Source organism: Nitrosarchaeum koreense MY1 (genome assembly GCF_000220175.1).
Lineage (GTDB): Archaea > Thermoproteota > Nitrososphaeria > Nitrososphaerales > Nitrosopumilaceae > Nitrosarchaeum > Nitrosarchaeum koreense.
On the sequence record NZ_AFPU01000001.1, the window covers coordinates 42364 to 60494 of the forward strand.

The window sequence follows — 18131 nt, forward strand, 5'->3', positions numbered from 1 at the left end:
TAACCTCTAATCTGATAACTCCGATGCAATATTTTCAAGCATAATTTTCTTTATTTCATTTCTATCTTGAAAATTTCCTAATGTCCACATTGTTTTTACTAGAGCTACCTCAGGAATCATATTTTCTAGTGGAATTATGCCTAAATCAAGTAAATCTCGACCGCTTTCGTACACTGTCATTCTCACTCTACCATCAATACATTGAGATGTCATGCCTAGAAAAATTCCTTTTTCATTTGCTTTTTTTACATTACCGTACATTATTTTTCCAATGTGCCCTAAACCAGTTCCTTCAAAAATTATTCCATCATAATTCATTTCAATAATCTTTTCCAAGAGACTAGGATCATATCCTGGATGATATTTGATTAGAGCTACTTTTGTATTGATCTTAATTCTTGGTTGAAATTCTTTTACTTTAAAAAAATTATTTCTTGCATTTCTTTGAACTTGTTCGTTTACAACAATAAATGCTGGATCATCTCCAACAGTTTGAAATGCGCCTCTTTTGCTAGTGTGATTTTTTCTAACTCTTGTTCCAAAATGACACGCAATTGTTTCATCGTTTTCATCTTGATGCATTACAATATAGACGCCATTTGTTTTACAATCAATCAAAAATTTTACTGCACCAATCAAATTTAGAGCTGCATCTGAAGAAGCACGATCAGAGGATCTTTGTGAACCTACAAGTGCAATTGGAATAGGAAATCCTGCAAGTGCAAATGAAAGAAATGATGATGTATAATGCATAGTATCTGTTCCATGCGCTATAATTATACCTGAATAGTCTGAATTCGAATGCTCTTTTAATTTATCAGCAATTTTTAACCAATGTTCTGGCATTATGTTTTCTGAATATTCTGAAAATAATACTTCTGCGTCCATATTTGCAATTTTAGAAAGTTCTGGCACTGATGAATTAAGTTCTTCAGCACTTAGAACTGGAGTTACTGCACCGGTTCTATAATCTACTTTACTTGCTATTGTTCCTCCTGTTGATAATAATAGAATTTTTGGCAAGTTTGGATTTTTTTCAACACTTTCTACTTTTTCAATATTTTTTTTAGGACTAGATGTTATCTCGATTTTTTTGATCTTTTCTATTTCTAATCCAATGTTATATCCACTTTTTAATTTGAGAACAAGATGTGAATCGTCACTGTGTTCATATCTTGGCATAATTATTCCCAAATATGTTAAATCTGCTAAAATCTTGACGTTATCTCCAACAGTGATCCTGTTATTTTTTAAAAACTCTAATGATTTACCTGTATATCCTCTAAATTCTGACATTTACGAGAGTTGGTATTGTCTATTTAATAAAAACTACCTGTAATAGGTAGCGACTAGTTTTTCGCCTACTTTGAGGTTTTTTTGCTCTCTTACTTTTCTTACTGCTGCTTCAAAGTTAGTCATAGATACTAATGCAGTAGCGGAACTTTTCTCAATGTCTTTGACATCTGGATGTTCATCTAAAAATTTATGAATTACAAGTGATACTGCAGTATTTGCAATTGCAGCAGTATCTGCACCGCTTAAACCGTCTGTTAATTCTGCAATTTTATCAAGATTGACAATCCAATTTTTACGACAATTTTCTAATTCATTTTCTGAATGACCTTCTTTACTTTTTGCACAAATAGGACACTCACTTTTCCATTTACAAACATTTTCTAATTCATTTTCTGAATGTTCTTTCTTCGATTTTTTACAACTAGGACATTTGGATGCATACCAATTTGATTCATTAAGAAAATTTTCATTATTAGCTATTGGAATTTTTTTAGCATTTATTTCTAAAATCTTTTTTCTACTTTCCTTATCTGGTAATGGTATCTGAATAATTTTATCAAATCTACCTGGTCTTAGTAATGCTGGATCAATCATATCTGGTCTATTAGTAGCTGCTAAAACAACTACTCCATGCATATTTTCCATACCATCTAATTCTGTAAGTAATTGACTAACCACTCTTTCAGTAACAGCTGTTTCGCCTCCTGCACCTCTAATTGGGGCAATTGAATCAATTTCATCAAAGAATACAACACATGGTGAAGCTTGTCTTGCTCTTCTGAAAATTTCTCTTATTCCGCGTTCAGATTCTCCAACCCATTTTGATAATAATTCAGGACCTCTAACTGAAACAAAGTTTGCTTCACTCTGAGTTGCAACTGCTTTAGCTAATAATGTCTTACCAGTACCGCTTGGACCGTGTAGCAAAATACCTCTTGGCATTTTATGTCCTAACTTATCATATAGTCCTGGATATTTCATTGGCCATTCTACTGCTTCTTGGAGTTCACGTTTTACATCTTGCAAACCGCCAACATCATCCCAGCTAACATCTGGATTTTCAATGAAAACTTCTCTCATTCCAGAAGGTGTTACTTCAATCAAAGCTTGTTTAAAATCTGAATTTATTAAAACTAATTTTTCAAGTGCTTCAGCTTGAAGTTTTTCTTCTTCCAAGTTCAAAACTTTCATTAATCTTCTCAAACATTTCATTGCAGCTTCTTTACAGAGATATTCTAAATCTGCACCAACATACCCATGGCTAGTGTTTGCCATAATATCAATATCTACAGTCCAATCTTTACGACAATTTTCTAATTCATTTTCTGAATGCTCTTCTTTACTTCTTGCACAAATAGGACACTCACTTTTCCATTTACATACTTTTTCTAATTCACTTTCTGAATGTTCAGTTAATGATTTTTTACAACTAGGACATTTGAGTTCATACCAATTTGGTCTATTCTCAAAATTTTCTGTATCACCTAATGGCATGTTTCTGCTATGGATAGCAAGAATGTCCTTTCTTCCTTTTTTATCTGGAACTTTAATCTCAATTTCTCTATCAAATCTACCCGGTCTTCTAAGTGCTGGATCTATTGCGTTCGGTCTGTTTGTAGCTGCAATTACGATAACCTTTCCTCGAGCTTCCAATCCATCCATTAATGATAACATTTGTGATACTACTCTTCTTTCTACTTCGCCAGTTACCTCTTCTCTTTTAGGTGCAATAGAATCAATTTCATCTACAAATATTATTGATGGTGCTTTTTCTCTGGCTTCTTTGAAAATCTCTCTTAGTCTAGCTTCGCTTTCTCCGTAAAACTTGCTCATAATTTCTGGACCGGAAATACTAATGAAATGAGCTTGACTTTCATTTGCAACTGCTTTTGCAAGTAAGGTTTTACCTGTTCCAGGTGGACCGTATAATAATACGCCTTTTGGGGCTTCAATTCCTAATTTCTCAAAAATTTCTGGATGTCTTAATGGTAGTTCTATCATCTCTCTTACTTTCTTTATCTCATCAGTTAAACCTCCAATATCCTCATACGTTACTTGAGGAACTCCTCGTAATGTTTCACCCTTTTCTGCGATATGGAAAACAGTTTTTTGAGTAACCAAAACTGCATCTGCAGCTGGTGTTACTCCAATCACTTGAAATGTTAAACGTCCTCCAAAATATGGTACCATCACATTATCTCCCTTAATCAAAGGAACGCTTTCAAGAGCATCAGCAAGGTAACGCTCATCAATTGGAGGTATTGCTTCAAGTGGTGCAACTACAACTTTTTCAGCAGCAACTGCTTTAATTTTTCTTACAGTAATGGTATCACCTATGGCAATTCCTGAATTATTACGACCCAATCCATCAATTCTGATAATTCCTTTTCCTTCATCTGATGGGTAAAGTGGAAGACATTTTGCAACGGTTCTTCTCTTGCCCTTAATCTCAATAACATCGCCAGTAGATGCATTTAGTGTATCCATAGAATCATAATCAATTCTTGCTACGCCACGGCCTACGTCTCGTGTATATGCTTCTAGAACTTTAAGAGAAAGTGCATTCTGGCTCATATTACAAACTCTGTTGTCTAATTTTTATATCTTTGTGGTAATTTCAGCAAAATACATGGGTAAAATCACAAGCTTAAAATCCTTAATGAATGGGAATCGATCTACTTGGGTAAGAGACCATTAGTAAGAAGACGTGGCCGTGGAGGATTTCAATTTAGATCTACTTCTACTGGTAAAGTAGGTAGTAAAGCAAAATATCCTCGATTTTCGTTATCTGAGCAACATGAAGGATTAGTAATTGATCTAGTACATGAGCGTGGTAGAGAAGCACCACTAGCTAAAATACGATTTGAAGATGGTTCAGTCTCATTTATGCCTGCAGTTCTTGGTACTAAAGTGGGTGAAACTTTCCAATTTGGATTAAAATCAAAAATCGAAAAAGGAAACGTAATCAGCGTTCAAAACATTCCTGATGGAACTATTGTTTGTAACGTCGAAAAACATTTTGGTGATGGCGGCGCTATAGTAAAGTCAGCAGGAACAAATGCAACTATTTTCTCTCACGGTGAAGAGGGAGTTACAATAAAACTCCCATCTGGAAAATTCACTACGCTTAATCCAAAGAACAGGGCAATGATTGGAACTTTGGCAGGTGGTGGAGCTGGCGAACGATTCTTTATGAGTGCAGGTAACAAATGGCGTAGTTTTAGAGCTAAAGGAAAGAAATTTCCAATTGTCAGAGGTGTAGCACAAGCAGCTTATGTTCACCCACACGGTGGTGGACGACACCAACACGTTGGACAAAGTTCTACTGTTTCTCGAAATGCTCCGCCTGGAGCTAAAGTAGGTAGCATTGCTGCAAGAAAAACTGGTAGAGCTAGAATTAAAGAAAGAAAGTAATATTCTGATTTTTCTTCCCTAAAATTGATTAATACCTGATTGAAAATATTTTTTGTATGTCAAAGCAAAGAATAAGAATTTTTGTAAAAGGTAAAGTACAAGGTGTATTTTTTCGGCAAGCGTTAAAAGTAATGGCTAAAAAAAATGATGTTTTTGGTTGGGTAAAAAATCTAAAAGATGGTCGAGTTGAAGCTGTACTTGAAGGAGATGAAGAAAAAGTAAATAGACTAATTGAATGGTCTCATGGAGGACCAGCAAATGCACGAGTCGAAGATGTTGAAATCCGAAACGAGAAATTTACTGGAGAATTTTCAAAATTTGATGTATTGTACTAGTTGATTGTTTCAAAAGCATTTTTTATGATTTCTTTGAGTTCTGTTATTTCTTGTCCTGTTTTGATTTGTAGAATTTGTGGGATCTCTTTTCTGCTTTTTTGAATTTTAATTATAATGCCTTCTCTTTCTGGCTCTACATCTACAAACCATCTAAACGTCATGGATTTTCCAAAAACAACTCTATGCATTCTAATATCTTCAACTACATTTTCTCCTAATGAAAGACAGAATTTTCTTACAGAATCAAATAGTGGTAGTACTGAACTTGGAATTTGTTTTTTAAAATCATTATAATCCCTTTTCGTTCCAAAAGAAATTATTTCATCCATGGTGGTTAAAATTTAATTTTAATTATAAAGGTAGTAGATCTGTTGGTTCCAGTCTAGACGGATAGCCCCATTTCAAGGCATACAAGATCCGCCACGTAGACGAGGAAGCGTGGATGCTCCACCTTAGGATTGCTCCCTCCCGGACCTCATCCCTTTCGATAGTTCGGACTTAGACGTTATCCCTTCGGATAATTCTGGTCCTGCAACCACCCGCCTCGGCGTGATTTCATTTCCGCACACCAAGCGGGAATTACCTATCTAGAGATTTACCCAACAGTTACTGATCTCTGCGTATAGCCGGTTTCAGAATAGGGCACGGCTGGCACCCCAATCCTACCTACTACCATTTTTTTCTATGACGGTATGTTATATTTGCATTAGGTTTGATTTTCTTTTAGTTTTAAAACCATATTACACACAGAACAGATCTTTCCAGTGCACTCATTACCACATTTTATACAAATTGTCTTTTGTTTGTTATTCCCTTCTTTAACAATTTGAGATACTTTGACAATTGATTGATAAAGATTATTCTTAATTCCACTATGTTTTCCTTCTAATGCATTTAAGAACTCTCTGATCTCTGTTCTTATTCCTTCGTTCATGTGTGGACAAGGTTCTGTTTGAAATGGTATGTCATTTGTAAATGCATAAAATACAATTTCAGATTCATAAATCTCACAAAATGGCTTTATCTTTCTTAATGTGTTGCTGGAATTATCCGGATCCATCCAACCAATCTTGGTAGTATCTCCAGATAACATGTTTATTACAAATGTCTGTAACGTATCATCTAAATTATGCCCTGTTGCAATTACATCTGCGCCAATATCTTTTGCTGCATGATCAATTGCACGTCTTCTTAGAGTTCCACAAATTGAACATGAAGATGTTTTTTCGCTTTCTCTCAAGTCTAGTGCTTCTTCTAATGTTAAATCAAACAATTCTTTGTAAGAAAAAACTTTATGTTCTACATTTAATTTAGCACAATACTTTTGGACAATTTCTAATGCCTCGTTTCTATAACCTGGAATTCCTTCATCAATTGTTATTGCCTTTATTCTAAAGTTATGTGTTTTAGTCATTTGGTTAATGATGTCAAGTAAAGCAAGAGAATCTTTGCCCCCAGATACTGCAACAGCTACTAGTTCATTATTTTGAATCATATTGTATTTTGAAATAGTTTTTGCAGTCTTTCTTACGATAGAACTTGAAAAACATCTAGAGCATAATTTTTCTCCAGAATATTTACGCGTGTATGCTGCTTGATTCTCACATCTGTCGCATTTCATTAAATCCACTGATTATTTTTCATTAATGATTCTTTAGGTATTTTTTAGATAGTAAACCAGCCTGATTTCATGTATGATAATGCAATATTCAAACCAAACAATGCAAACGTGAATGCATAAATTCCCCACATTGTAGTGTTTACTGCCTTATCAGAAATTTTCTTATCTATGATTGTATGAATGAATTTTCCCCCATCTAAAATTGGCAATGGTAACATGTTGATGATTCCAATAAAAAATGATATCATCCATAACCATAGCAAAAACATTGAAACATTTGGATCGTTCCATTCAATAAAATTCAAAACTGGTTTGTATGCAAATGAATTATCCCTCATTATCCCTATCAATCCTCTTTGAGGATCTTCAGGTGATGGAATTACTTCAACAGGAAATTGTAAAATCTGCCCATTTCTCAATACTGAAACATTTGCAATTTCACCTGGAATCAGCTCTGTCTTTTGAAAATCCAACGGACTCAATATTTGGATTCCATTAATTGAAGTAATGATGTCATTTGCAAGCAGTCCTGCTTTTTCCGCTCCAGAGTTTTCAATTATTGAAAGTATCAGTACACCATCTGGTAAATCATAAAATGTACTTAGCAATGGTTCAGGTAAAACCATTGCAAAGAAAGGATTTGTTAAAAGTATCAATCCTAACGCAAGTGCAAAAATTACATTTGAAGTAGCTCCTGCACCAATGACTCTTAATTTTGAAATCTTTTTTGCTTTGTTAAATTCTTCCTCGTCTGGTTCTACAAATCCTGCAAACATTGCAATAAATATTGCAAACCCTCCAGTTTTTATCTTAATTTTTTCTAGTGTTGCAACAATACCGTGAGCACCTTCATGAATAACTAAAACAATTGGAATTGATAGTAAAAAGTATAGAATTGATGATGAAGAAGTCAAAGTTACACCAGGAATTAAGACGGTTAACTGTGAAAATTCAGTTGGTGCTACAAAGTAGTTAGAAATATTTGATAGTAAAAACCAAAATGCAAATCCCATCATAAGAAAACCTGCAACTACACTAACATTAGCAAAAATTTTGATTCCTCGTCTGGTTCGTCCCAACATTCTTGTTAATGCTGATTGTACTTGCTGATTTTTGTAAACTAGACTGTAAATTTTTAGCTCAAAGCCATGTTTTTCTAATTTTAATCCCTTGGCAACTATCAAAATTACTACCCACGCTATTAACACATAGATTATCGAATTTTGAGTAATGAAATCAAGGTCCAAACTAATTGTTAATTTTTTAAACTACGGTCATTTATAGGTATTATGAAGCCAACCATGATTATCTCCACATATCCTAACAAAATTTCAATTACAAAAATTGCAAATCAATTAATTGAAAATAAAATTATTGCTTGTGTTAACATTACTAAAATTTCATCCATTTATTCTTGGAATAATAAAATTGAAAATACTACTGAATATCTTGCAATCTTCAAAACCACACAAAAAAACAAAAAAATTCTCAAAGAAAAAATTAAAGAGACTCATCCCTATCAAGTTCCTGAAATTGCTGAAATTGCTGTCTCATCAATAAATTCGTCTTATCTCAAGTGGTTAGCCGAATCTACCTCTTAGGCTTCTACGGCATAACGCAGCAAAGAAACTATTCCTCCCAATCCAGTAACTCTGAGACCTATGTCTGTGGAAGAGTCTACGCTGTAAGTTTTTACACCTTTACTCTCAGCATCGTTAAGAAGTTCTATTACTTTTTTTTCATCATTTGTTTGGATTGCTTTATCTGAAAAAACTAGTAATTCAACAGCACCGAATTGATTAGCTTTAAGAGTTTCCTCAAATCCCATGGTAAATTTCCTGCTTTTTTTGTTTGCCCTTAGCATTATCTCATCAATTATTGAAGATACTTTGGCCAGTTTGCTCTCTGACATTATTTCTTTCATAGCTTGGGATTTTGTAAATGTGTATATTCCATCTTCACCTCCTGAATCAATGCCTTCTGCAATCTGAATTTTATATTTTTGAGCATTTTGGGATTTTAAAATAAAATTAGAAAATCTTTTCTTTGTTTCTCCTGGACCAAATATTATAATAGTATCTGTTTCTTTAGCTATAGAAAACAATGCTTGTTGAATCTGCTCAAAAAATTTTTCTATATTGAAATTTGTTTTGTATCTCTTTCCTCCAGAACCAGAATAAATGTTTGGAATAAACTCCAAATGTGTTCCTTTTAGTCTTGCAATACCGCAATCCCCAGTATCAATTGCAACTAGTACAAAACCTACTTGCTTGTTATTTGACTCGATTAAATTTTTTTCAATTGGTGACCACTTTTTCTTTGTGATTGTAATGCCGTCATTTACTTTAAGAATAAATGAATGATGTGATCCGTGAGGTACAGACTCGTTACTTGATTCTAATATAGTGCCGCCAATTCTTAATCTATCTAAAACATCATCAAGGGATATTTTTTCTACATTTAGTGCAATTCTTACTCTGATTCTTTCACCCTTGTCTGGTCTTGCATAATCTTTTTCTAGTTTGATTACTCTAGTTGTATCTCCAACTATCCTATCACCTTCATTGATTATACGACGTAAATTTAAAAGATCATCAGAATCTTCTGGCATAACAGAAATTGAATTATCGTCAATTGTTTTTGTAATCATGATCTTATTCTAATTAACAGAAACAAAAGAGTTTAGCTTGTAACTTCGCTAGTTTTTGTCTCTTCGGTTTTTTTCTTTAGGTAATTTTCAACCCAATCTAATGTGAGTACTCCCGATTCAGCTAGATTTGTTAAAGAATTCGCAGAGGCTTCGCCTACTACCTTTCCATTGTTTTTTCTTATTTGACGCCACTTGAGTGCGGTATTTCCACTCTTTGAATTATAGATAATCCCAAGAATGTCTCTTGCATTAACAAATGTAATGTCTCTTACTTTTTTCAAGGTAACTTTGTCTGCGGCTTCAACATAAATTGATCCCAAACTGTCTTCTCTTTCAGCAAATACTTCTGAATCTTCTAAATAACTTCGTGGAGCATAAGAGCGGCATGTACTGCCAATTACAAATCTTCTAAAACTTTCCAATGATGCTGGAGTGTCAATTGTAACCATTTTGAATAAATCCACAATTCGTCATTTATCAATCTTGTTGAAAGACTCAATAGGCATCTGCCTGAATTATGCCTTGCTGGCAGTGATGACCCTATCCCTTTGATTGATGATGAGGATCTTGAGTTCTGAGCCTGCTCTTAGAATTTTTATGACAGACATGATACTTTCATATCATGAAATCCTTAACTGAATATCTAACCTATAATGTAAAGGGACGTAGAGGTTTTGTCAATATTTCTTCTGATGTGAGAAAACTGGTTCTTAAAAGTAAAGTGCAAGAGGGACTATGTCTTGTAAATGCAATGCATATCACAGCAAGTGTTTTCATAAATGACAATGAAAGTGGTTTACATCATGATTATGAAAAATGGTTAGAGTCACTTGCACCACATGAACCAGTTGATCAATATGAACACAATAATACTGGTGAAGATAATGCAGACGCTCATTTAAAACGACAAATAATGGGAAGAGAGGTAGTTATAGCTATTACTGATGGCAAATTAGATTTTGGTCCGTGGGAGCAAATTTTCTATGGTGAATTTGATGGACAAAGACCAAAAAGAGTGCTAGTTAAAATTATTGGCGAATAATTTATCCAAAATCTACATCGCGCTTCTGACTTTGTGACTCGTTCTTTCTTGCAGAAGCTCTGAATTCTTCATCATGATTCTGAGGTCCATGACCACATTTCACACATGCTACTTTGAATCCATCATCATTTTTTTGCCAAGTTTCACAGCCACAAAAACATGCCATGTGTCATATAATCTTCAATACGATATATCCTTTGGGATCATTCGGAGATTTATTTCTAAGATGTTTTACAGCATTCGCCCATTGGAATCTCATGATCATGAGGACATTTTCTTGGATGCTTTAACATGGTACAAAGTGCATCTGTAAATTGTTTGTTCATATGATGTTCAATTCCACACACCATCTCCTCATCAATTGCAACTTTTAATGCACTGTCCATCAAAACTTCCAACAGTCTACTGTTTCTCATCATGCTGGAACCGATTCTTTCTCCATCTTGGGTTAGTGTTACACCTGCTTTGTTATAGTTTACAAGATTTTTCTCATTTAATTTTTTGAGCATTTGTACAACACTTGGCTGTCTGACGTTGAGCATCTTTGCAATTGTAGATATCTTGACATCTTCTCCTCTCTCTTTTATGTGCCAAATTGCCTTGAGATACATTTCGACATGTTCAGCTTCTGCTGTTCCTACAAAAAGAATTTCATCATTTTCATCATTTACTGCGTCCATACTATACCACCTTTGAATCTTTTAATAAATATTCAAAGTATTGCCTTGCAAATCCTGCCAATCCTGTATGATCTGCCCAAATTGCAACTAGATCTGGAGTATTCATTGCTCCCATCTCTGGACCCAATAAAATTACGACATATCTGTTATCTGAAATTATTCCTCCACCAAAGAGTCCTTTTTTGATTTTTACAGTTGCAACTCTGCTTATTGCCTTGAGTGACTCTTTGTCCATTTTATCTGAAGTTAATATTTTGATGTCCACCCCTTTATCGTGTAATGCTCTTAGTTTTGGTAATGCTTGTCTGACTAACTCTTGTCCTGCTTCAGGTAATGCAATCATTACTTCATTTCTGCAAGATTCAACCATCTCCAAAATTTTTGAAGCGATATTTATTGCACCAGATAATACCCATATGTCTGGCCTTTCACTGGTTCCACTTTTTTCATACAACGGAACAAGCTCGTTTAAAATAATATTTTGATTTTGTAAAAAATCATTTTGCATCTTTTGTTTTGTAGTCTCCAACCCCGTAGATGGAGATTTTGCAAAGTATTTTGTTGGTCTGGAATCATCAGAGCCAATCCAGCCTTTCTCTTCTAGTGTCCCTAAAACCTCATAAATTTTTGAATAAGGAACACCTGACTTTTGACTAAGATCAGAGGCCGTCAATTCACCCGTTTCAAGTAACGATGCAAATGTCCTCGTTTCATAACTAGTAAGACCAATTTTTTCTAGAGCCTTTCTTGTCTTATCAGTTATGTTCATGCGATCTAATCGTTAAGTTTTGATATTTAAACCAGTCACGCCTGATTACTAAATTCCATACGGGGCCAAGTAGGTAATGCATTATATAGCATTTCAGAAAAGTTGCCAATGTAAGCATGGCATTAATTCAGATTTCCAATCAGTCAAGTAAAAGTCTAGGCAAAAAATCAACTATTAGATTCACTCAAAGCATATGTCCTGACTGTAACATGATATTAGATGCAGAAGTCTTTGAGCGAGACGACAAGGTCTACATGTCAAAGATTTGCCCAACTCACGGTGAATGTGAGGAATTATACTTTGGATCATATCAAATGTACAAGAAATTCAGTACATACTGGGTAGACGGTAAAGGCGCTCATGCTCCAAACGTAATGATTGACAAATGTTCATGTCCAAATAACTGTGGATTGTGCTCAAATCACCTATCACACAGTGGATTGGCAAACATGATTGTAACTAACAGATGTGATTTGACATGCTGGTATTGCTTCTTTTATGTAAAGAAAGGCCTTGAAGGCGCTTACATGTATGAACCTGATCATACACAAGTAAGAGGAATGATGAAGACACTAAAGGCCGAAAGACCAATTCCAGGTAACTCTATTCAGATTACTGGTGGTGAGCCAATGCTTAGAGAAGATATTGCTGATGTTATTAAAATAATGAAAGAAGAAGGCGTTGACCATGTCCAGATGAATACCAATGGTATTAGACATGCAATGGATCCAGAAGCTGCAAGAGAAGTCAGACTAGCTGGATGTAACAACTTATATCTTTCTTTTGATGGTGTAACTGCAAGAACAAATCCAAAGAATCACTGGGAAATTCCATATGCCCTTGATAGCTGCAGAAAGACCGGAACAACTGTAGTATTTGTTCCAACTGTAATTAAATCCATTAATGATCATGAATTAGGTGGAATTATTCGTTATGCGCAAAAGAACATGGATGTAGTTCACGCTGTTAACTTCCAACCTGTATCACTAACTGGTAGAATGGGTAAAGGTGAACGTGAAAAATATAGAATTACAGTTCCAGATTGCATTCAAAGAATTGAAGAGCAGACAAATGGTGAGGTAACTGTTGATGACTGGTTCCCAGTACCAAGCTGTATGCCACTAACTAATGTAATTGAGGCATTTTCTAGTAAACCAAAATATGAATTATCTATCCACTTTGCTTGTGGTGCAGGAACATACATCTTTGAAGACGCAGAGACAAAGAAATTTGTTCCACTAACTAAGTTCTGTGACATTCAAGGAATGCTTGAACTATTTGAGGATAAAGCAGAAGAGATTCGTTCTGGTAAAAACAAGTACTTTACAATGCTTGAAGTTGTAAGAAAACTCAAGGGATTCGTTGATACAAAGAAGCAACCAGCAGGACTAGACTTGGCAAAGATGTTTGGCAATATTCTAATGAAGAGATCATTTGAGTCAATTGGCTCATGGCATGTCAAAGGATTGTTCTTGGGTATGATGCACTTCCAAGACAAGTACAACGAAGACTTGGAAAGACTCCAAAGATGTGATATTCATTATTTGACTCCTGATCTTAGAATAGTTCCATTCTGTGCATTTAATGTAATTCCAGAATGGTACAGAGACAGAATTCAAAAGAAATATTCCATTACTGTAGAAGAATGGGAACAAAGAGAAGGCGTCAAACTAGAAGACGGTTTGTATCGTGGTCTGATGAGACGTGGAGCAGGTGATGAACTTGCTGCTGGCTGTGCAAAGAGTCAGATGTTCCATGACGCTGCTCAGGCAACAATGTAAATCTTAGACCTTAAATTATCTAAAACTAATTTTGTTTTGTGAAGATTCTCTTTATCTCTCCAAGATATGAAGGAGGTATTGGAGGTCATGCATTTAGGGTAGCAGAAAAATTGCGTGAATCTGGATTTGATGTAAAGTTAATGCATGTCCCACATGTTCCAATAAAAAATTTGAAAAATCCAAGTTTTGCAATTTTTGGTATGATAAAGGCAATATTTGACAGAGAAAAATATGATGTTGTACATGCATGGAATGTTCCATCTGCATTTGTGATGAAGTTTGTAAAAGCAAAAAAGAAAGTTCTTTCAGTTCATGGGATTTATTCAGAACAGGTAGACGTATTGCATTCTACTGCCACAAGTAGTATGGTTAGTAATGCAGAGTCTAAAGTTTTGAAATTTGCAGATGTTCTTACAACTGATTCAAAATCTGTTCAAAAAACATACAAAGAAAAACTGAATCTTGACTTTGTGTATCTTCCAGCACCGTTAGATATTAAAAAATTTAATGAAATTCCAGACGTAAAAAAAATTGAGAATCAAATTGCCTATGTTGGGCGAGACAGCTTTGAGAAAGGAACTGATATTTTACGAAATATAGAACCGCAAATTAAAGGCAAAATAGTTTACTGTACAAACATGTCCTGGGTTGAGGCTATGAAAAATCTCAAGGCATCTTTTGTTCTAGTTGTTCCTTCAAGAATGGAGAGCTTACCACAATCAATTAAGGAAGCGTTTTTTTTAAAAATTCCAGTAATAGCTACAAATGTTGGAGACATTCCTGAAGTGATTAAAAACAATGAAACAGGAATAATTGTTCCACCAAACGATCCGCAATTGTTACTTGATGCAATTAATTCATTATTGGAAGACAAAGACAAGGCATCAACAATGGCAGAACATGCATATGACTTTATAATGGAAAATTTTACTTGGGAGAAATTAATCTCCAAATACACTGATTTTTATAAAAATTTATCTTAGATAAAAAATTTTGATAATCCATTTTTTAATTCCATAGAATACTTCCATTTTAATACAGATTCAGTCAAGTTGGTATCTGCCTGACTAGACTGTACATCACCATCCAGTGCATTTTCATACTGTATCTCTAGTTTCAAACCTGATAATTCGATCATTATTTTTGCAAGATGCTCAATTGATGTTGTAATGCCTGTACCAATATTAAAAAATCCGTTATTTACATTGCTTTGCATAGCAGCTATGTTTGCACGTGCAACATCTTCAACAAAAATAAAATCTCTTAATTGTGTACCTGTGCCAAAAATTATTGGAGATTTTTTTTCTTTTAACCTGTTGAGGAATTTTGTAATTACGCCGGCGTATGAACCAGTTTGCCCTTCCCCATAGACATTAAAATATCTGAGGCCAATAATGGATACATTATCTTTGGAATATTTTTCAGCAAGAAACTCGTCGTCTAATTTTGTTTTTCCATATGGGTTAATCGGATTACGTTCGCTATTCTCTTGTATTGGAATTTTTTTTGGATTTCCATATACACTTGAACTGCTTGCATAAACTACTTTCAAGTTAAACTCTTTTGCAATTCTAAATATGTTTTCAGTTCCTTTTACATTGACATCGTTGTATTCTTGTTGTTTTGTAAATGATTCTTGTACATCGGTAAGTGCAGCTTCATGAAATATTCCGTCAAAATTTTTTATTATGTCTCTGAGTTGACCAAAATCTCTTATGTCAATTTTATGAAATTCAACATCAAGTGATGAAATTCTGTCAATTTTTCCTCGATATAGACTATCAATTACAACTGGAGTGTGATTTTGCTTGAGGAGTTGTCTTACTATGTTGTTTCCGATAAACCCTGCTCCTCCAATTACTGCAAATTTCATGTCGTCGCTAAAATTTTCCAATCTTTAAATCTTCATCATTAATAAAACTAAAAAACAAGTAAATTATGTGAAGTTGTAAGTCAGAAATGAAAAATGTTCTAGAAATGAGCGAATCTGAGTTCAATAATAGCATTCAATCAGGATCACTCAAAATATGTGTAATTGGAATTGGAAGAATAGGTCTCCCTACAGCATTATCGTTTGCCAATTCTGGTCTGTCTACTATCGGTCTTGATATCAACTCTGAACTAGTTGATATGGTTAATCAAGGTGAATTTCCATTAAAGGACGAACCTGGATATCCTACAATATTTGAAAAAGTTTTAAAAGAAAAAAAATTCACTGCAACTACTAAAATTCAAGATGCTGTTCCTCAGTCAGATGTAATAGTTTTATCATTGCCTACACCAATGGATAAACAAAATGTACCAAATTATGATGCTTTACGTTTAGTAGGAAGACAACTTCATGAATTTTTATCTTCAGGCTCTATTGTAATTGTTGAAAGTACAATTGAACCAGGTTTTATTGAGAATGAACTAAAATCAATAATAGAAGGAAATGATCTCAAATTAACAGCAGGAAAAAATTTTGGTATAGGAGTATGTCCAGAAACTGCAAACCCTGGACAAATTCTTAATGACTTTGAGAGATTGCCTCGATTAGTTGGTGCAATAGACCAAAGAACACATAATATAATAAAAAAAATCTACAAACATGTTTTTACTGTAGACTTGATTTCAATGCCTGACTGTAAAACAGCAAATGCCGTAAAATTAACAACAAATGTTTTTCGCGATCTAAACATTGCGTTTATCAATGAGCTGGCATTAATCTTTGAAAAATCTGGAATAGATATCATGACCGTTTTAGAAGCTGCAAAAACAAAATATAATTTCCAAGTTCATTATCCTGGAGCTGGAGTTGGTGGACCATGTCTTCCTGTAAACTCTTATCAAATGATAAATTTTGCAAAAACCTTTGGCTTTGATAACTTTTCAATTGTTGAAACAGGAAGAAGAATTAATGAATCAATGCCAGATCATGTAATTGAACTTTTGAAAGATGCTTTTAGCGAATCTTGTACAGACATAAAACAGTCAACAATATTGATTTTAGGCGTAACATACAAACCAGATATAAAAGATGTTCAATTAACTCCTGCTGAACCAATTATTTCAAAATTACACCAATTAGGTTCTAATGTAAAAATATATGATCCGTACTTTAAGAATTCAACTTTATTTGGAATAAACTGTGAATCAAATCTTGTAGAATCTTTGAAGCAATCTGATGCATTAATTGTGGTTACAGCTCATAAAGAATTCCATGATCTAGAACCAGCATTCTTAAAATCAACTCTGAAATCTCCAGTGGTAATTGATTCTAGATGTATAATTAATCAATTTGATGCAAAAAATGCAGGATTGATTTATCGTGGAGTTGGACGTGGAAAACTCTAATTCGAAATTAGCTCTTAATTCAATCAAAAATATTCTTACTCTTAGATACAATCCAACAAAAAAATCAAAATTTGCCAAAAAAACTTGGAAAGATTTTGTTGAAAAACCGCTTGTTACATCTCCAGAAATAGTAGAAAACTTGATCTGTTCAAACATCCATAAAACAATTAGAAATTCTACAAATACAAAAACGTCAATTGCTCTTAGTAGCGGAGTTGATTCTACACTTGTTTTGGCACTATTAAAAAAAACATGTTCAGATGTAAAAATTAATGCAATCTCAATTAGATTTGAGGACAGTGTTGATGAATCAAGATACGCTGCAAAGATTGCATCAAAATTTGACATAGATCATAATATTGTATATGTTGAAAATTATCTCAAAGAGTTACCACATGCAATTAGTATTATTAAACACCCGTTTTGGGATTTACACTGGTATCATGTTGTAAAAAAAGCAAAAACTCTAGGGAAATTACTAGTATCAGGAGATGGTGGCGATGAATTATTTGGGGGCTATACATTCAGATACAAAAAATTTCTCTCTCTAACTGCAAAAAACTCATCTCCAATTGATAAAGTCAAAGCATATCTACAATGCCATGAAAGAGATTGGGTAGAAGACCAAGCAGACATATTTGGTAAAAAACTTGGTTTTAATTGGAATCATATCTACAAACAATTTTTACCATATTTTGATAATCCGCTACATCGATTATCACAAGTATTTCTGGCAGATTTTAATGGTAAACTACTCTACAACTGGATTCCTCTGAATACAAGTTTTTATGATTACTTTAAAGTAAAACCTATTACTCCACTATTATCTAAAGAAACAATTCAATATACTACACATTTACCAATTAATTTGAAATATAACTTAAAAACTGATACTGGAAAGCTTCTCTTACGAGAAATTCTTCACGAGTATTCCCTTGATAAATTATTGATTAAGAAAAAACAGGGTTTCTCCATAGATACCATGAATTTGTGGAAATCTTATGGGTATGATTTATGTGATTATTATTTGTCTGATGCAAGAATTGTACAGTCCAAATGGATTAACAAAGATTGGATTGAAAAGCATTTTGATAAAAATAACATTGATATCAGATATGTAAACAAATTTCTTGGGTTATTAGCCTTGGAGATTTGGTACAGAATATTTATCACAAAAGAAATGAAACCAACTACTGTACTTTCATAA

At 33.9% G+C, this 18131-nt stretch carries 19 protein-coding genes and 1 other RNA gene; 8 read left to right on the forward strand and 12 right to left on the reverse strand.

Annotated features, from left to right (window positions below; genetic code table 11):
* Positions 1–6: 6 nt before the first annotated feature.
* Together gatD and MY1_RS09995 are read right to left on the reverse strand one after the other, a co-directional pair.
* Positions 7–1296 carry a Glu-tRNA(Gln) amidotransferase subunit GatD gene (gene gatD / locus MY1_RS00210; RefSeq protein WP_007549402.1) on the reverse strand — a complete coding sequence of 430 codons (1290 nt, stop codon included), beginning with the start codon at positions 1294–1296 and terminating at the stop codon, positions 7–9.
* A 33-nt stretch (positions 1297–1329) separates the two neighbouring features.
* Positions 1330–3870, reverse strand: coding sequence for a CDC48 family AAA ATPase (locus MY1_RS09995; RefSeq protein WP_007549403.1), 2541 nt, complete (start codon positions 3868–3870; stop codon positions 1330–1332).
* A 105-nt stretch (positions 3871–3975) separates the two neighbouring features.
* On the opposite strand from MY1_RS09995, the gene MY1_RS00220 reads away from it, so the two are divergent.
* A complete protein-coding gene (locus MY1_RS00220; RefSeq protein ID WP_007549404.1) occupies positions 3976–4710 on the forward strand; it encodes a 50S ribosomal protein L2 in 735 nt (244 codons plus the stop codon).
* A 56-nt stretch (positions 4711–4766) separates the two neighbouring features.
* Entirely contained in the window at positions 4767–5045 is a 279-nt protein-coding gene (locus tag MY1_RS00225; RefSeq protein ID WP_007549405.1) for an acylphosphatase, read from the forward strand.
* Here the strand turns inward: MY1_RS00225 and MY1_RS00230 are convergent.
* The 4 genes from MY1_RS00230 to MY1_RS00240 all read right to left on the reverse strand — a co-directional run bounded on the left by MY1_RS00230 (position 5042) and on the right by MY1_RS00240 (position 7850).
* Positions 5042–5374, reverse strand: a complete 333-nt coding sequence (locus tag MY1_RS00230) for a DUF5655 domain-containing protein (protein WP_007549406.1) — start codon at positions 5372–5374, stop codon at positions 5042–5044. The genes MY1_RS00225 and MY1_RS00230 overlap by 4 nt on opposite strands.
* A 31-nt stretch (positions 5375–5405) precedes the next feature.
* Positions 5406–5717, reverse strand: an RNA gene (ffs, locus tag MY1_RS09430) — signal recognition particle sRNA.
* 34 nt (positions 5718–5751) lie between these two features.
* On the reverse strand, positions 5752–6666 hold the full coding sequence (locus MY1_RS00235; protein ID WP_007549407.1) for a TIGR00269 family protein: 915 nt from the start codon (positions 6664–6666) through the stop codon (positions 5752–5754).
* Between the two features lie 44 nt (positions 6667–6710).
* Positions 6711–7850, reverse strand: a complete 1140-nt coding sequence (locus MY1_RS00240; RefSeq protein ID WP_007549408.1) for a site-2 protease family protein — start codon at positions 7848–7850, stop codon at positions 6711–6713.
* 105 nt (positions 7851–7955) lie between these two features.
* Between MY1_RS00240 and cutA the strand changes: the two genes are divergently transcribed.
* Complete coding sequence (cutA, locus tag MY1_RS00245) at positions 7956–8267, forward strand: divalent cation tolerance protein CutA (RefSeq protein WP_048109253.1); 312 nt, start codon at positions 7956–7958, stop codon at positions 8265–8267.
* Here the strand turns inward: cutA and MY1_RS00250 are convergent.
* Positions 8264–9316, reverse strand: a complete 1053-nt coding sequence (locus MY1_RS00250) for an mRNA surveillance protein pelota (RefSeq protein WP_007549411.1) — start codon at positions 9314–9316, stop codon at positions 8264–8266. The genes cutA and MY1_RS00250 overlap by 4 nt on opposite strands.
* 32 nt (positions 9317–9348) lie before the next feature.
* On the reverse strand, positions 9349–9765 hold the full coding sequence (locus MY1_RS00255) for a hypothetical protein (RefSeq protein WP_007549413.1): 417 nt from the start codon (positions 9763–9765) through the stop codon (positions 9349–9351).
* Positions 9766–9938: 173 nt separating this feature from the next.
* On the opposite strand from MY1_RS00255, the gene MY1_RS00260 reads away from it, so the two are divergent.
* The gene (locus tag MY1_RS00260) at positions 9939–10358 is read left to right on the forward strand and encodes a secondary thiamine-phosphate synthase enzyme YjbQ (protein ID WP_007549416.1); all 420 of its coding nucleotides are present in this window, start codon (positions 9939–9941) and stop codon (positions 10356–10358) included.
* Position 10359: 1 nt separating this feature from the next.
* On the opposite strand, the gene MY1_RS09750 is transcribed toward MY1_RS00260, so the two are convergent.
* From MY1_RS09750 to MY1_RS00270, 3 genes are read right to left on the reverse strand one after another with little or no spacing between them, the layout of a single operon-like run.
* The gene (locus tag MY1_RS09750) at positions 10360–10524 is read right to left on the reverse strand and encodes a hypothetical protein (protein ID WP_007549417.1); all 165 of its coding nucleotides are present in this window, start codon (positions 10522–10524) and stop codon (positions 10360–10362) included.
* Between the two features lie 55 nt (positions 10525–10579).
* Entirely contained in the window at positions 10580–11038 is a 459-nt protein-coding gene (locus MY1_RS00265) for a metal-dependent transcriptional regulator (RefSeq protein WP_007549419.1), read from the reverse strand.
* A 1-nt stretch (position 11039) separates the two neighbouring features.
* A complete protein-coding gene (locus MY1_RS00270) occupies positions 11040–11807 on the reverse strand; it encodes a TrmB family transcriptional regulator (protein WP_007549421.1) in 768 nt (255 codons plus the stop codon).
* A 116-nt stretch (positions 11808–11923) separates the two neighbouring features.
* On the opposite strand from MY1_RS00270, the gene tes reads away from it, so the two are divergent.
* Together tes and MY1_RS00280 are read left to right on the forward strand one after the other, a co-directional pair.
* Positions 11924–13588 carry a tetraether lipid synthase Tes gene (gene tes, locus MY1_RS00275; protein ID WP_179365651.1) on the forward strand — a complete coding sequence of 555 codons (1665 nt, stop codon included), beginning with the start codon at positions 11924–11926 and terminating at the stop codon, positions 13586–13588.
* A 38-nt stretch (positions 13589–13626) separates the two neighbouring features.
* On the forward strand, positions 13627–14571 hold the full coding sequence (locus MY1_RS00280) for a glycosyltransferase family 4 protein (protein ID WP_007549425.1): 945 nt from the start codon (positions 13627–13629) through the stop codon (positions 14569–14571).
* Here MY1_RS00280 and MY1_RS00285 read toward each other — a convergent pair.
* On the reverse strand, positions 14568–15461 hold the full coding sequence (locus MY1_RS00285) for an NAD-dependent epimerase/dehydratase family protein (protein ID WP_007549426.1): 894 nt from the start codon (positions 15459–15461) through the stop codon (positions 14568–14570). The genes MY1_RS00280 and MY1_RS00285 overlap by 4 nt on opposite strands.
* Before the next feature lie 104 nt (positions 15462–15565).
* On the opposite strand from MY1_RS00285, the gene MY1_RS00290 reads away from it, so the two are divergent.
* A complete protein-coding gene (locus MY1_RS00290; protein WP_007549427.1) occupies positions 15566–16924 on the forward strand; it encodes a nucleotide sugar dehydrogenase in 1359 nt (452 codons plus the stop codon).
* A complete protein-coding gene (locus tag MY1_RS00295) occupies positions 16911–18131 on the forward strand; it encodes an asparagine synthase C-terminal domain-containing protein (protein WP_048109257.1) in 1221 nt (406 codons plus the stop codon). The genes MY1_RS00290 and MY1_RS00295 overlap by 14 nt, the downstream gene beginning before the upstream one ends.

Coding starts and splice junctions, on each gene's coding strand:
- gatD (WP_007549402.1), bottom strand. CDS start 1,296: ATGTCAGAATTTAGAGGATATACAGGTAAATCATTAGAGTTTTTAAAA.
- MY1_RS09995 (WP_007549403.1), bottom strand. CDS start 3,870: ATGAGCCAGAATGCACTTTCTCTTAAAGTTCTAGAAGCATATACACGA.
- MY1_RS00225 (WP_007549405.1), top strand. CDS start 4,767: ATGTCAAAGCAAAGAATAAGAATTTTTGTAAAAGGTAAAGTACAAGGT.
- MY1_RS00230 (WP_007549406.1), bottom strand. CDS start 5,374: ATGGATGAAATAATTTCTTTTGGAACGAAAAGGGATTATAATGATTTT.
- MY1_RS00235 (WP_007549407.1), bottom strand. CDS start 6,666: ATGAAATGCGACAGATGTGAGAATCAAGCAGCATACACGCGTAAATAT.
- cutA (WP_048109253.1), top strand. CDS start 7,956: ATGAAGCCAACCATGATTATCTCCACATATCCTAACAAAATTTCAATT.
- MY1_RS00250 (WP_007549411.1), bottom strand. CDS start 9,316: ATGATTACAAAAACAATTGACGATAATTCAATTTCTGTTATGCCAGAA.
- MY1_RS00255 (WP_007549413.1), bottom strand. CDS start 9,765: ATGGTTACAATTGACACTCCAGCATCATTGGAAAGTTTTAGAAGATTT.
- MY1_RS00260 (WP_007549416.1), top strand. CDS start 9,939: ATGAAATCCTTAACTGAATATCTAACCTATAATGTAAAGGGACGTAGA.
- MY1_RS09750 (WP_007549417.1), bottom strand. CDS start 10,524: ATGGCATGTTTTTGTGGCTGTGAAACTTGGCAAAAAAATGATGATGGA.
- MY1_RS00265 (WP_007549419.1), bottom strand. CDS start 11,038: ATGGACGCAGTAAATGATGAAAATGATGAAATTCTTTTTGTAGGAACA.
- MY1_RS00270 (WP_007549421.1), bottom strand. CDS start 11,807: ATGAACATAACTGATAAGACAAGAAAGGCTCTAGAAAAAATTGGTCTT.
- tes (WP_179365651.1), top strand. CDS start 11,924: ATGGCATTAATTCAGATTTCCAATCAGTCAAGTAAAAGTCTAGGCAAA.
- MY1_RS00285 (WP_007549426.1), bottom strand. CDS start 15,461: ATGAAATTTGCAGTAATTGGAGGAGCAGGGTTTATCGGAAACAACATA.
- MY1_RS00290 (WP_007549427.1), top strand. CDS start 15,566: ATGAGCGAATCTGAGTTCAATAATAGCATTCAATCAGGATCACTCAAA.